This window comes from Mesosutterella porci (assembly GCF_022134585.1).
GTDB classification, from domain to species: Bacteria; Pseudomonadota; Gammaproteobacteria; order Burkholderiales; family Burkholderiaceae_F; genus Mesosutterella; species Mesosutterella porci.
This window is the reverse complement of the sequence record NZ_JAKNCT010000010.1, coordinates 71,020-84,128: the sequence shown is the minus strand read 5'-3', so window position 1 is coordinate 84,128 and position 13,109 is coordinate 71,020. Positions and strand designations below refer to the sequence as shown.

Here is a 13,109-nt window from a genome sequence, read left to right as displayed (position 1 = left end):
CCAGGCATCATCCAAAAGAATCAGCTTCGTTTAGCTTCAGCGCGCCTGCGCCAAAGGCATGTTCAGAAAGAGGTGAAAAAATTACTCTTTTTCTTTCCGTTCATTAGGTATGAATTTATTTTTTATCCATATCTTGAATATATGGAACTCATACAAAAATAATATTTTATTTTCATAATCAAAAGGTCTAATTTTTTAAGTGATATCGCATAGATGTTATTGTTTCTGATGTGTTTTTAAGGAGAAGACCATGTCCGTCACTCTTAATCGCAGAAACCTGCTGAAAGCGGGCGGGGTAGCGGCTGCTTCTGCCGCGCTTGCCGCGTCCCAGACTGCCGCCGCTGCGGCCGACCCCTGCAAAAAACCGACGAAATGGGACTACACGGCCGATGTCGTGGTGATCGGCTCGGGCGGAGCGGGCTTGGCTGCCGCGATTTCTGCAACGCAGTCTGGCGCGAAGGTCATCGTCGCTGAAAAACTGGGCTTTGTGGGCGGCAACACGCTTCTCTGCTCGGGCTACTACAACTCCCCGGATCCTGAGCGCCAGGGCAAGCAGGGCATCAAGGACAGCGTGGCGCTGCACGTGAAGCAGACGCTCGCTGCGGGCGACTACCGCGCCGACCCCGTCCTCGTGCAGACGCTCTGCGAAAACGGCCTGCCCACCCTGCACTGGCTCGAGTCCCTCGGCATGAAGTTCCAGCCGAAGGTGATCCAGGTCTACGGCGCGCTCTATCCGCGCTCCCACCTCGCGGCCGAGTCGAAGGGCGCGGGCTACATCCGCGTGCTCAAGGCGAAGGCCGATGAGCTCGGCGTCAAGTTCCTCCTCAACACCAAGATGAGCGACATCGTCCGCGAAGGCGCCCAGAAGGGGCGCGTGCTCGGAGTGCTCGCAACCCAGAACAGCAAAAAGATCGCGATCCGCGCGAAGCGGGGCGTGGTGCTCGCCGCGGGCGGCTACGCTGCGAACCCGATCCTGCGCTCGGTCTACGACCCGAGGCTCAGGAACCTCACGACGACCAACAACACGGCCTGCTCGACGGGCGAGGTGATGCTCGCCGCGAACGCCGCGGGCGCGATGCTCGTGGGCACCGACTACATCCAGTGCAACCCGGGTCCTCGCCCGGGCCACCAGAACGGCATCCGCCAGTCCCTGCACCTCGACGTCTCGCGCTACATCTACGTCGACCTCCGCGGCAAGCGCTTCGTGCACGAGGACGCCCGCCGCGACGTGCTGCGCGACGCCGTGCTGAACCTCCCCGAGCAGTGGGGCTATGTGATTGTTGATGCCGACGGCTTCGCGGCCAACCCCGCTGCCGCCCAGCGCGACGCAAAGAGAGGCCTTGAGACAGGAGACGCCTACACCGCCCCGACCCTTGACGAGCTCGCGAAGAAGATCAAGATCGATCCCGCGGTCCTCAAGCAGACCGTCGACGAGTACAACAAGGCCGTGGACACGAAGAAGGATCCGCTCGGGCGCGATCCCTCGATGCTGATCCACAAGCTCGAGAAAGGCCCCTGGTGGGCCGCGGTCTCCGCGATGGCCTGCCACCACACGATGGGCGGCGTGAGGATCGATAAGAACGCCCGCGTGATCGGGCTTGACGGCAAGGTGATCCCGGGCCTTTACGCCGCGGGCGAAGTGACCGGCGGCATCCACGGCTCGAACCGCGTGGGCGGCAACGCCGTGCTGGACATCCACGTCTTCGGGCGCATCGCCGGCCGGTCTGCCGCACAGAAGGTCTGACAAAAAAGGGCGAAGCCCTTGCGCACTCTTTCGGCGCATCGGCTTTGCCCCTTCAGCGGCCGCCCGCCTGCTTCTCTCCTTCAGGCGGACGGCTGCTTTCCCTTCTTTTTCGGCCGGGAGGTCTCTCCCGGCTTTTTCTTTCCCGATTCTGCCGACGCGTCAACCGGCATTTCCCTAATTCAAACGGGGTTGACCTCACGGCCTACTCCTGCTTGCACTCCTTTGCAGGAGCCGGCGAAGAGCCGGCTCACGCCTTTTAACTCTTGGAAAGGAGAATCTTCCTCAACAGACACCGTTTTCTCGGATCTGCCGTTGCCGGTACCGTAGGCCTTGCCGCGGCTCCGTCCTTTGCGGTTGAAAATCCCTGCAAGCTGCCGCGCAGGTGGGACGAAACCTTTGACGTGGTGGTCGTCGGCGCGGGCGGCGCCGGCCTCGCCTCCGCGGTTTCGGCCGCCCAGCACGGCGTTAAGAACATTCTCATTCTCGAAAAAATGTCATTTGTTGGAGGCAACACCTCCATTTCGGGCGGCGGTTTCAACACCTACGACCCGCCGCGCCAGAAGGCCCAAAACATCGTCGACAGCCCTGAGAATCATTTCAAAAACACCATGGCCGGCGGCGACAACCGCGCCAATCCTGAACTCGTGAAAACGATGACGGAAAATTCCTACGCCGCGCTTCAGTGGCTCGAGTCGATGGGCATGAAGTTCAAGCCAAAGGTCTACCAGATCTACGGCGGGCTTTATCCCCGTGCCCACGGCCCCTACGGGTCGCTCGGAAGCGACTACATCAAGGTGCTCGAACCGCAGGCGCTGAAGCTCGGCGTCAAGATCCGCACGAACTCCCGGGTTGTGCATGTGATCCGCGAACAGCCCCTGGCCGGCCCGGTCCTCGGAGTGGAATACACGGACAAAGCCGGCAAGCCTCACTTCATCCGCGCCCGCAGGTCCGTGATCTGCGCGACCGGAGGCTTCGGCGCCAATCCCAAGATGCGCGCCAAATACGATCCCCGGTTCCTCAACCTGACGACCACTAACCGGCCCTGCTCCACAGGCGACCTGATTCCGCTGCTCGAAGACATCGGCGCTGATACCGTCGGCATGGACTTCATCCAGTACAACCCCGGCTGCCCTCCGGGACGCAGCCACCGGGTCATCATGCACCTGAACGCCGCCAACTTCATTATGGTCGGCAAGGATGCCAAGCGCTTTGTCGCTGAGGACGAACGCCGCGACGTTATCCGCGACGCCGTGCTCTCTCTTCCGGGGCAGACCGGCTTTTCCATCATCGACAGCCGCGGCTTTTCCGAACTGAACCTCGGGCACCAGAACGGCGCGAAGAAAGGACTTGAAACCGGAGACGCTTGGACCGCCGACACCATTGAGGAACTCGCCAAGAAAATGGGCGTGGATCCCGTGCAGCTCAAGAAGACGGTGGACGAGTACAACAAAGGGTGCGATGAGAAGAAGGATGCCTTCGGCAAAACCCCCGCAATCTGCGCAGAATCGAAAAGGCGCCGTTCTGGGCCTGCTATGCCGGAATGTCGGTTCACCACACGATGGGCGGCATCCGCATCAACGTGAACGGCCAGGTGCTCAATAAGAAGGGCGTCCCGATCAAGGGCCTCTACGACGCGGGAGAAGTGACCGGCGGCATTCACGGCGCGAACCGCCTGGGCGGAAACGCAATCGCCGACGTCTACACCTTCGGGAAGAAGGAGGGCGAATCGGCTGCGAAGAAGCTTTAAAAGCGTTTTTTCAAGTTGTCTGTCCTTCCGGCGCGCACCCGGTCCTCTCTCCCCGGGCGCGCGCCGGAATTTTTTCTTCTCTCTCCGCCTTGGGACCCGCATGCTTCACCGCGCGGTCCCGAACAGCCTCGCGGCCCGGCTCAGCGTCCGCCCGCAAACAGATCCTCGTAGGCCCAGTCGGCCACCTCGCCGCTCAAGTCCAGATATGAACGAAGGGTGATCTTCATCGCCTCGCAGAAATCTTCGGAGTCTGCGCTCCGAGGCTCGAGCAGCGCGGAAAGAAGCTGCTGCCTGCGCCGCCCGTCAAGTTTCGAGATCCTCGCCTCGAAGGCCCGCTGCAGAGCCTCGGCCGCGAGTTCCTTCTGCGCCGCGGTCGCGCGGCGCACGGGCGGGGTGCCCTTCACTTCGGAGAGCGTCGCCCGGACCACCCGGTCCATCTGCGCCCTGTAGGCCTGGACCGAGAGCCCGTTGATGAAAAGGTGGTCGGCGGCCGCGAGCTCCGAGACGCTCGAAAGCGACGGATCATTCAGCAGCTGGGAGCGGCAGGCGCGGCTGTTGGGCGAGGTGAGCGCCCGGCGCAGGGAAAAAGCGATGAGCGCCCGCTGGTCTTCGTAGGGCAGGCGGCTCGCTCCTTTGTCGGAGAGCGAAAGCATGAGGCTGCGGCCGAGGCTCGCGGAGAGTTCGCGCACCTTCGCGGGGTCTTTCATTGAAAACACCCCGACCTGCCTCATCTGGCTCACCGCGTAGCGGGCAAAGTCCTGATCCGAGAAAAGCCGCTTCACCGCATCGGCCGTCACCCGGTTCTTTTCCGCAGGCTCGAGCCGCATCGTCCGCGCATACTGGGACTCGAGGTCGAGCTGCTGCATTTCTCGCGATAAAACCGCGGCAATCTGCTCGTCGGTCGGCGCGGGCGCCGCCGCAGGAACCGAGCCCGCGGCGAGCAGCAATGCGCAGAAAACCGGAATGAAGAGTTTTCGCATTTTTGGGGGACCTTCACGGGGGAAAGCTGGTTTTAGCCCGTAGTACGGGGCGGGGGATCTCGCTTCTATTTTATTGAAACGCCCTCCCTGCGGGCGGAAAAACAAATTTTCAGGGAAGATGAAGGCCTGGAAAAAAGCGATGCGGAGAGCAGCACCGCGCTTTAAGGAATAACGCCGCGCTCCCCGGTTTCCCAAAAAAGAGCGCGACGGGGCTTTAGTCCAAGGAGAGATTCTGTTCTAAGAATCAGAGCGGTTTTTCAGCCGCAGCGCTCGCACCCGCGATCTGGCCGTAGACCAGAGCCTCGCAGACGTTGGAGGACCCTTGGTAGATGGAGCCCCAGATGGAGCCCAGCTCGCCCGCGGCGAAAAGGTGCGGAATCGGGCGGTTGTAGACATCCATCACGCAGGCCTTCGCGTCGCGTTTCGGGCCGCCCTGGGTGTTGAGCAGCGCCGGGTAGCACTCTATCGCGTAATACGGACCCTTCTCGGAGAGCGGCGCGAAAAGCGTCGGAACGTCTGTGCCGGCGAAAGCGGACTTGCCCGTCTTTTTGATCTTACGGCCGAACTCGGTGTCGGCGCCCGCCTTGATGTCCTTGTTCCAGCGCGCGACCTGAGCCTTGAGGTTCTCAGCCGGGGCCTTGATCATCTTCGCAAGCTCTTCGAGCGTGTCAGCCTTCTTCACGATGCCGCTCTTGATTTCAGCCGAACTGTCCGCGCTCCAGTGGTAGCCTTCGATCCCGGCCGCGTAGCCGTACTTGAAGTGGGTGGGCCGGCCGGCGAGCCGCCCCGCCTCGTCCATCACGATGTAGCAAGGGATCGCGGGATAGCGGTGCTTCACGCCGTCGAGCTGGTTCACGGCGTAAATGAAGCCGTGGAAGTCGACGCCCGCCTCGTTGCAGAAACGCTTTCCGTCCTGGTTCACGATGATGTAGTTCGGGGTCATCATGGTGACGAAGACCGCGGCCGTTGCAGCCCGGAATCCTGATCCCGAGCGGGCAGGAGTAGGAGGTCATGTGCCACATGCGGGCGCCCATCGAGGCCGCCATCCGAAGTCCGTCGCCGGTGTTGCCGGGGTTTCCGAGCCCGAGCACCTTCGTGCCCTGACAGAAGTTCTGCAGAGACTGTTTGTCGTACTCGTAGCCGCCGGTGGTGAGAATGACGCCGCGGCGGGCCTTGATGCGCACCACGCGGCCGTCGTGCCGGGCGGTCGCGCCGACCACCGTATTTCCCTCACGGATGAGTTCCAGCGCGGGAGAGTTGAGCCAGGTCTCGATCTTTCTCTCCTCGACGCACTTCTTGAGCGCGGCGATCAGCTCGAGCCCGCCCGCCATCTTGCCGCCCACACGGTACTTCGTGATGTTGCCGGCGTGCGGCAGATACGGCTAGTTCACGTGGCCGGTGACGCGCAGCCTCGCCCCCGGGGCGATCCGCTTGAAGAACTCGGGAAGCTTCACCGCCCCTTCTCCGCCCTGCCAACCTCGGGCGGGTGCTTCTGGGGCGGATTCAACCCGGGCATCTCAAACATGGCCATTCCAACCGGAACCTACGGCCAGGGGAGAATCTACTTCACCTGCATTAAGCCCGAAGCCGAGAAAAGCGCCGCAGCCCCGGCCGAGCAGAAGATGAAAAAAATTTTTGCATGCGAGGACCACGACACTTATTTCATCCCGGAGCTGACCGAAAAAAGAGTAAGATGCTCCGACAGCTCCGTGGTCTATCAGGTCGCGGTCGCCCGGAATTTCAGCCGCAGGCAGGACAGTGGGGCGATGGGCGCTCTTCAGAGCTACGTCCTCGGTTGCTCGAACGGCCTCATGCTACCTCTGGAAACCCGGTTCTTCGAAGAGCACGTCCCTTCAAGTAAATTGATTTCACGGGAGATTTTCAGCGCTACCCACCACCCGGCACCGTCCTTGCTTGAAAACGCGGTGAAGAACCCGGAACTCACTCCCATTTACCTGGAGCTGTGCCGATAAGGCGCAAAGCGCGGAGCATTCGCAATTGAAGATTCTGAAAACACTGGCACCGGCACTGCTCGTCTTCGGACTGGCCTCTGCGGCCTGGGCTGACAGCTATACGGCCACCCTCACCCGCCGAAGCAGCAACCTCTACGAGGAAGAGTCCTCGCGCTTTCTCGTGAAGACAAAATACTGCTTTGAATACGCTTACTCCGAAGACAGCCTCATCGATACGAACCGCCAGAGCGTCTACTTCAAAGATTCCAGGGAAACCTGCGACCTCGAGGGCATTTACCGCCCGGTCCGTCTGCCTGCCGGGAGATACCGGGCGGAGGTAAACCGCGAAGACGACGGATGGTATCAGACCGATGCGGGCTTTTTCCTCCATTCAAGCCTCTGCCTTGAGCTCGCCCTGTACGAGAAAGCGGCCCTGCGCCTCTCGGGCCGGGGCACGGGCCGAATGAAGTTTGAAAATGGAGAGACCTGCCCAATTGACGGAATTTATCAGAAAACAGGTTATTGACGCTGCGGGAGGATGCCGCCGCGGCCCGGAAGCCTTCGGCCGAACCCTGTTTTATCATTCTTTCAGTGAAAGAGGAGACTGATAATGAAAAAATCCTTGTCCTTGCCCTTGCTCTTCTCCTGCCCTTAAGCAGCGCCTTTGCCGAACACATCCGCAGCGCCGCAGCGACGGCATGGGAGGCTTCTACACCGACCGGGGCCATGTGAGAAGTGACGGCATGGGAGGCTACTATCGCTGACTCCCGCTCAGACCGCGGCCGTTGCAGCCCTTGGGCCGCTACGGCTTTAAAGTCCCCGGCCCGAGGCAGCAGCGCCTCCGGCCCTCCATCAGACCATCCGGGGTTTTGCGCCGAAGCCGGCACCGAAAAAGAGGAGGCAGGCCTCCCCGAAAGCCGTTCCTTCCACCCAAGGCTCATCCTCATCCGGGCGAGCGCCGTAGCCCGCTCTTTTATCTTCTCAAGGTCTCTTTGAACGGCCGGTTTTCGCATCCTCACGCCGAAGAGCGCGCGGAACGCCTCTCGACCAGGAGCCGCATCACGCTTGCGGCTGCGCCCGAAGCGAACACGACCGCCATCCCGGCCGCTGAGAACAAGTCCGGGGACTCGCCGAAAAAGAAGATGCCGGCGAGCGTCGCGAAGAGAATGCCCGAAAAATCGTAGATGGAGTTAAGGATCGGGTGACCGCAGGTCCAGGCGTAGGTCATCGCGATCTGCGCGATTACGGCGCTCACCCCCACGCCAAGGAGCGGGACGAGGAGCTGCGGCGTTACCTCGTGGAAGCCCTCGGACCCTGCCGCGGTCGTGGCGAACCCCGCGAGCACCCCGGCCAGCATGAAGTAAAACACCGTGCGCTCCCGGGGCTCGTTCTGGCTGGCGAGCTCGCGCAGCGACCAGGAGACGCAGGCCCCGCAGAAGGCCGCCCCGAGTCCCATAGCAACCCCGGCCGGGTCAAAGCCCGAGGCGCCGGGGCGTGCGATGAGCAGCACGCCCCCGAACCCGGCCGCGGTCACGGCAACCAGCGGCCACTCAACGGGCCTGCGCCGAGCGAGGCTCGAGACGATGAAAAACACAATGAAAATGAGCGCGCTACTGTAGGAAATGGACTGCGCGAGCCCGAGCGGCAGAAGCTTTAGCGCCGAGACCTCAAGCGCGAAACAGAGGGTGCCCGCCGCGCAGCGCTTCAGGTGCGGGAGCGGCCAGCGGGTGCCGAAGGCGACCTTTTTCCTCACCATTACCGCGGTCATGAAGACAAGCCCCACGAGCGAGCGGTAGAAGACCACTTCCCAGGCCGAGAAATGCCCCGTGCAGATTTTGGCAAAAAGCGCCATCAGCATGAAGAAAAAGCACGCTGCGAGCATCCAAAGCGATCGGACAGCCATAGTCTCCGGAACCCAACGGGGAGGAAAAAAAGGGGACGACAGGGAAATAAAGCAGAAACGGAGCGCGTCCGATTGACGGTGCGCCCTGTTTCATTTTAACGGCCGAGGAGAGAAAAGAGATGCGAAGTCCTCCCTTCTCTTTTTCTCCGTCTTTACTTCTGCAGGTTCTTCAGCGCGCTTTCGGCCGCGACGTAGCCCGAGACGATCACCCAGGTGTTCTTGAGCGTCGTCAGGGCGTCAGCACCGTTCGCGCCGCCCACCACTGAGCCCGCGCCGAAGAGGTTTCCGATCGGCTTGCCCTGCGTGTTGAGAATTCTCATCTGGGCGTCGGCCTTGAGGCCCCCCAGCGTCGTCTGGTAGCGGCCCTTCTGCTCGACGATGTGGTAGGGGCCCTCGCCGATCGCCTTGAGGGTCTTGCGGCCGAAGGCCTTGTCCTCGCCCGCCTTCACCGAGGCGTTCCAGTCGGCGATCGTCTGCTTCAGGCCCTGGGCGTTGATGTCCATCTCGCCGGCGCAGTGATCGATCGTGCCCTCGCAGATCACGGGGCGGCCGTGGTTGCGGATCGACTTCCAGGAATCGAAAATCGCGGCCGAGGTGACCGTATGGTCATCCACCGCCTTCTTCTGGTAGATCTTCCAGGCCGCGTCGTCCATCACGAGGTACATGATGTAGTTCTTCTGCGCGAGAGTGGCGCGGGCGAGGTCCTTGAGCGAGCTGTTCTCATTGATGAAGCGCCGTCCGTCGGAGTTCACGTAGATCGCGCTGTTGCGCACCGCAAGGGTCGAGGAGCCGGTCGTGTCCATCGAGCGGCCGGGCTGCACCTCGATGCCGTTCGGGTAGATCGTGATGCAGTCCATGTTGATCTTGTCCGCCCCGATCGCGCCGGCCATCTTGAAGCCGTCGCCGGTTTCCGTGGGCAGCCCGTAGAAAAGCGCGTGCTTCGCCTGCTCGGGCACCATCGCCGGGTCGCCGCCGTAGCCGCCCGAGGCGAGGATGTAGGACTTAGCCTTGAAGCTGTAGGGCTGGCTGTTCACGCCAGAGGCCTTCACGCCGATCACGTTGCCCGCCTTGTCGGCCACAAAGGAGGTCGCGCGGGTGTCGGTCATGATGATGCCGCCGTGCTTCTTATAGATGTCGAGCATCTGCTGCTGCCAGTGCAGGGAGTTGCCCTTCGCGCTGATCTGGCGCGCCGCGCTGTGGCCCGGGAACTTCACCCAGGCCGCGCCGTACTGGATGTGCAGGTCGTCGATGAGCCAGTCGCCCGCCTCGCCCGTGCGCTGCGCGGTCATGCGGGCGAGCACCGGATCGTTGCGGTTATCGCCCCCCTTCATCATGTCCTTGTAGAGGAGATCGGGCGAGTCGTGCAGTTCCTTGATCACCTCCTTCTGATAGCGTGTGCCGGTGGCCGCGTAGCCGCCGTGGTTGAGGGCCGAGACCCCGCCCACCGCCGCACGCTTTTCCATGAGGATCACCTTCTTGCCGGCAAGGACCGACTTCACCGCGGCCGTGATGCCGCCGTTGCCCGCGCCGATCACGAGAATGTCCGTGCTCACTTCCCTGGGAGCGGCGCCTGCAAGCGACTTGTGCTTCATCGGCTTCATGAAGCCGCTCACGTCAGCACCGGTGCTCTTCAGGGCCGCGGCCACGGCGTTGATGATGCCCATCGAGGAGAGCGTGGCCCCGCCCACCGCGTCGACCTTCACCGTCTGGTTGTCGACAATTTCCTTCGGAACGCGCGAGAAGGCCGGGTCGGAAATGCCGACCGACTCCTTGTGGCTGAGAACCTTCACCTGCGTGATGCGGACCGCCTTCGTCGTCACTTCGACCTTCACGGGGCCGTTACGGCCCATGCCCTCTCCGGTCCAGCTGCCATCGGGAACCGCGGCCTGCGCCGCTGCGGCGCCGCAGCGGGGGCATCCCGGGCGGGCTTTTCCCGCACCAGAATCCGTGGAAACCCTCCTTTTCAGGCCAGCCCCGTCACGAGCACCGCGATCACGAGGACCGGGCAGGCGACCGTAAGGAGCACCCGGAAAAGCCGGCACCAGCCCTCCGGAAGGTTCGAGCCGGTCGCAACGGCACGGCGGAAGGCGGGCCAGCAGAACACGCCCGCAAGGAGCGCGACGGCAAGGCCGCCGAGCGGCAGCGACAGGTTGGAGGTGAGGAAGTCGCACCACTCGAAGGGGTTGCGGCCGAGGAACTTCGAGTCCGCGAGCGGCCCGAAGGAGAGCGAGCAGAAAATGCCCGCCGCCATCACGGCCGCGGCGCAGAGCCCGGAGGCAGAGACGCGGCCGAAGCCCTTCTCGTCGACCAGGAACGCAACGTCGAGCTCAAGCAGCGACACCGAGCTCGTGAGCGCGGCAAAGGCGAGGCAAGCGTAGAAGGCAACCGCGAAGAACCCGCCCGCGGGCAGCTGCGCAAAGACCGCCGGCATCGTGACGAAGGTAAGGCCGGGGCCGGCGGCCGGATCGAGCCCGAAGGCGAAGACCGAGGGCATCACCATGAGGGCCCCGAGGATTGAGGCGAGCGTCGTGAGCCCCACGATCTCGGCGCAGGAGCGCAGGATCCTGCTGCCCTGCGGGAGGTAGGAGCCGTAGGTCATCATGCAGCCGCAGCCCACGCAAAGCGAAAAGAACGTGAAGCCGAGCGCCGCGTAGAGGCTCTCGCGGGTGAAGGCCTCGGGCCGGAAGGCAAAGAGGTAGGCCAGCCCCCTGCCCGCCCCGGGAAGGGTGAGCCCGCGCACGATGAGGATGAGCATCAGGATGAAAAGCGCGGGCATCAGCACGCGCGAGAGCCGCTCGATGCCCTTGTTCACCCGCAGCGCGACGATGCCGGCCGTAAGCGCGAGAAAAAGCGCCTGGTAGCCGATCGCAAGAGTCGGGTTGCCGCTCACCGCGGCAAAGCGCGCGCCCAGCTGCGCCTGGTCGGCCACAAGCCCCCGGCCGATCAGGGCGTCGACGAGATAGGCGATGGTCCAGCCCCCGATCGCCGAGTAGAAGGCGAGGACGAGAAGGCCGGTGGCGACCCCCATGTAGCCCACCGGCACCCAGCGCGGGCCGCCCAGTTTCCGCATGGTGGTCACAATGGAGCCCCGGCCCATGTAGCCCAGCGTGATCTCGGCCGTGAGGAACACGAACCCGAGCGTGAGCGAAAGGAGCACGTAGGGGAGCACGAAGGCCGATCCCCCGTTGCTGCCCGCGAGCCACGGGAACTTCCAGATCGCCCCCAGCCCCACGGCGGCTCCGGCCGACGCAAGGACAAAACCGGCTTTAGAAGCCCAGGTCGCTCTCTGAGTCATGTGTTCCCCTCCTGTTAGAAATTGCAACAGGCTACCTTAGCACAAAGCTCCCGGATCAGGCCGCAGGCCCCGGCCACCGGGCGTTTCCGGCCCCTTAACAACTCGAAACACCGGGGCGTTGACGCCACGGGCCCTGAAAGGTAGAGTCGTTTCCGAAAGTTTTACTCTACATCCTCGTTTTTCTGCCCCATGGATCATGCAAACGCCTTTCTGAGGACGGCGCTTGGAGCGCTTCTCCTCTTCGTTCTGGCCGCGGCGCTGCTGCTGCGGCCGAGCGCCGCCGTGAGCATGATGGGACAGGCGCCTGCCGCCGCGGCGGTCCCCGCGGTGGCCGGGCCGCACGCGTGCTGCCCCGGCCTGGGCCAGCACCGCGCCAGTGCCGCCGCTGCCCCGCAGGGCGGCGGCTTCCATCACGTCTGCTGCGAGCTCACGCTTGCCGCCGGCTCCCCGTCGGCGCCGGCAGGGCTGATGACGCCCCCCGCTCCCTTCCCCGCGGCAAGGACTGCCGCCCCGGAGCTGCAGGGCGGCGGCATCTACAGGCCGCCCATAGCCTGATTCTCCCGTCCCTTTTTTGCCTTGACGGCGCCCGGGGCGCCACGCTCTCATTTTTTACAGCGCGAAACCGAAGGCTGAGCCTCCGCGCCCTCCCGGGCCGCCTCTTTTGTAATGAACTGAACAACTGACTGGAGAATTTCTATGTCCATGACGCATTACATGGAACTGCTCATGGTGAACTCGCCCTGGAACCTCATCCTTTTCATGGCGATTCCCGTGATCCTTGCCGAAACCATTGCCATTACCGAACTCATCAACCTCTTTTCCCCGGGCAGGCACCCCGCGCTCGTCACCCTCAACCGGGTCTGCGGCGTGCTGGCGGGCCTTGTCTTCCTCGCGATCGGCCTCTACCTGATCCCCTCCGTCGTGGTGCCGGTGACCGAGCTCAGGCAGTGGCGCACCTGGGTTGACGTGGTCTCGGTCTTTTCCTACCTCCTGGCCGGGATCCCGATGATCCTGATCGCGCTGCTGCACGCGCGGGTGCTGCTCAGGAGCGCAGCAGAGCGCGCGAGGCAGGGCTTTCACATCGGCTGCGTGGCCGCCTTCCTCGTGCTCTCGCACGTCGCCATGATCTTCGGCATGGTGGACCCCGCGATCGCGGGCTGGCAGGATCCGTCCGCTCCCATGCAGATGCAGCATATGCACGGCTCCATGAACGCGGACGACCCCATGGGCGGACACAAGATGGGTGAGGTGCCTGCGCCCCAGCCCATGCCGATGCAGGGCCAGATGGGGCAGGCAGGCAGCGGCTGCCCCTTCCACGACGGCGCGGCCTCTTCGCCTGCGGACCCAGGTGCGCAGGGCGGCCCCATGAACCACGAAGGCATGAACATGAGCCACGAAGGCATGAACATGGGCGGGGCCGCGAAACCGTAACAGCCTGCGGCGCTTTTCTACACTTCGTTACCCCGACTTAGGGAAAACTAAGGAAAA

Annotated in this window: 12 protein-coding genes and 1 pseudogene; 7 read left to right on the top strand and 6 right to left on the bottom strand. The window is 63.2% G+C overall.

Annotated features, from left to right (window positions below; genetic code table 11):
• The first annotated feature begins 250 nt into the window (after nucleotides 1–250).
• The 3 genes from MAF45_RS08880 to MAF45_RS11340 all read left to right on the top strand — a co-directional run bounded on the left by MAF45_RS08880 (nucleotide 251) and on the right by MAF45_RS11340 (nucleotide 3,491).
• Entirely contained in the window at nucleotides 251–1,744 is a 1,494-nt protein-coding gene (locus MAF45_RS08880) for an FAD-dependent oxidoreductase (protein ID WP_237979393.1), read from the top strand.
• 263 nt (nucleotides 1,745–2,007) lie between these two features.
• Complete coding sequence (locus MAF45_RS08875) at nucleotides 2,008–3,327, top strand: FAD-dependent oxidoreductase (RefSeq protein ID WP_283207055.1); 1,320 nt, start codon at nucleotides 2,008–2,010, stop codon at nucleotides 3,325–3,327.
• Complete coding sequence (locus tag MAF45_RS11340; protein WP_283207054.1) at nucleotides 3,285–3,491, top strand: FAD-binding protein; 207 nt, start codon at nucleotides 3,285–3,287, stop codon at nucleotides 3,489–3,491. Before MAF45_RS08875 ends, MAF45_RS11340 begins: the two co-directional genes overlap by 43 nt.
• A gap of 140 nt (nucleotides 3,492–3,631) precedes the next feature.
• Here the strand turns inward: MAF45_RS11340 and MAF45_RS08870 are convergent, their stop codons facing one another.
• The 3 genes and pseudogenes from MAF45_RS08870 to MAF45_RS11475 form a co-directional block, all read right to left on the bottom strand.
• Nucleotides 3,632–4,471: a hypothetical protein gene (locus tag MAF45_RS08870; protein ID WP_237979382.1), complete on the bottom strand. Its 840-nt coding sequence runs from the start codon at nucleotides 4,469–4,471 to the stop codon at nucleotides 3,632–3,634.
• A gap of 244 nt (nucleotides 4,472–4,715) precedes the next feature.
• A complete protein-coding gene (locus MAF45_RS11335; RefSeq protein ID WP_283207053.1) occupies nucleotides 4,716–5,417 on the bottom strand; it encodes an FAD-binding protein in 702 nt (233 codons plus the stop codon).
• A gap of 130 nt (nucleotides 5,418–5,547) precedes the next feature.
• A pseudogene (locus tag MAF45_RS11475) lies at nucleotides 5,548–5,802 on the bottom strand (FAD-binding protein); the annotation flags it as partial.
• A gap of 60 nt (nucleotides 5,803–5,862) precedes the next feature.
• On the opposite strand from MAF45_RS11475, the gene MAF45_RS11470 reads away from it, so the two are divergent.
• Both MAF45_RS11470 and MAF45_RS08855 read left to right on the top strand, forming a co-directional pair.
• Nucleotides 5,863–6,444 (top strand): hypothetical protein, encoded by a 582-nt coding sequence (locus tag MAF45_RS11470; protein WP_237979380.1) that lies wholly within the window; start codon nucleotides 5,863–5,865, stop codon nucleotides 6,442–6,444.
• A 25-nt stretch (nucleotides 6,445–6,469) separates the two neighbouring features.
• Entirely contained in the window at nucleotides 6,470–6,949 is a 480-nt protein-coding gene (locus MAF45_RS08855; RefSeq protein WP_237979378.1) for a hypothetical protein, read from the top strand.
• A gap of 489 nt (nucleotides 6,950–7,438) precedes the next feature.
• On the opposite strand, the gene MAF45_RS08850 is transcribed toward MAF45_RS08855, so the two are convergent.
• The 3 genes from MAF45_RS08850 to MAF45_RS08840 form a co-directional block, all read right to left on the bottom strand.
• Nucleotides 7,439–8,326, bottom strand: a complete 888-nt coding sequence (locus MAF45_RS08850) for a DMT family transporter (protein WP_237979376.1) — start codon at nucleotides 8,324–8,326, stop codon at nucleotides 7,439–7,441.
• Between the two features lie 152 nt (nucleotides 8,327–8,478).
• Nucleotides 8,479–10,176, bottom strand: a complete 1,698-nt coding sequence (locus MAF45_RS08845) for an FAD-binding protein (protein WP_237979374.1) — start codon at nucleotides 10,174–10,176, stop codon at nucleotides 8,479–8,481.
• A gap of 113 nt (nucleotides 10,177–10,289) precedes the next feature.
• Nucleotides 10,290–11,621, bottom strand: coding sequence for a sodium-dependent transporter (locus MAF45_RS08840; RefSeq protein WP_237979365.1), 1,332 nt, complete (start codon nucleotides 11,619–11,621; stop codon nucleotides 10,290–10,292).
• A gap of 189 nt (nucleotides 11,622–11,810) precedes the next feature.
• Between MAF45_RS08840 and MAF45_RS08835 the strand changes: the two genes are divergently transcribed.
• Together MAF45_RS08835 and MAF45_RS08830 are read left to right on the top strand one after the other, a co-directional pair.
• Nucleotides 11,811–12,176: a hypothetical protein gene (locus tag MAF45_RS08835; RefSeq protein ID WP_237979363.1), complete on the top strand. Its 366-nt coding sequence runs from the start codon at nucleotides 11,811–11,813 to the stop codon at nucleotides 12,174–12,176.
• 141 nt (nucleotides 12,177–12,317) lie between these two features.
• The gene (locus MAF45_RS08830; protein WP_237979360.1) at nucleotides 12,318–13,052 is read left to right on the top strand and encodes a DUF6803 family protein; all 735 of its coding nucleotides are present in this window, start codon (nucleotides 12,318–12,320) and stop codon (nucleotides 13,050–13,052) included.
• Nucleotides 13,053–13,109 lie beyond the last annotated feature (57 nt).

Coding starts and splice junctions, on each gene's coding strand:
- MAF45_RS08850 (WP_237979376.1), bottom strand. CDS start 8,326: ATGGCTGTCCGATCGCTTTGGATGCTCGCAGCGTGCTTTTTCTTCATG.
- MAF45_RS08840 (WP_237979365.1), bottom strand. CDS start 11,621: ATGACTCAGAGAGCGACCTGGGCTTCTAAAGCCGGTTTTGTCCTTGCG.
- MAF45_RS08835 (WP_237979363.1), top strand. CDS start 11,811: ATGGATCATGCAAACGCCTTTCTGAGGACGGCGCTTGGAGCGCTTCTC.
- MAF45_RS11335 (WP_283207053.1), bottom strand. CDS start 5,417: ATGATGACCCCGAACTACATCATCGTGAACCAGGACGGAAAGCGTTTC.
- MAF45_RS11340 (WP_283207054.1), top strand. CDS start 3,285: ATGTCGGTTCACCACACGATGGGCGGCATCCGCATCAACGTGAACGGC.
- MAF45_RS08870 (WP_237979382.1), bottom strand. CDS start 4,471: ATGCGAAAACTCTTCATTCCGGTTTTCTGCGCATTGCTGCTCGCCGCG.
- MAF45_RS08830 (WP_237979360.1), top strand. CDS start 12,318: ATGTCCATGACGCATTACATGGAACTGCTCATGGTGAACTCGCCCTGG.
- MAF45_RS08880 (WP_237979393.1), top strand. CDS start 251: ATGTCCGTCACTCTTAATCGCAGAAACCTGCTGAAAGCGGGCGGGGTA.
- MAF45_RS08845 (WP_237979374.1), bottom strand. CDS start 10,176: ATGGGCCGTAACGGCCCCGTGAAGGTCGAAGTGACGACGAAGGCGGTC.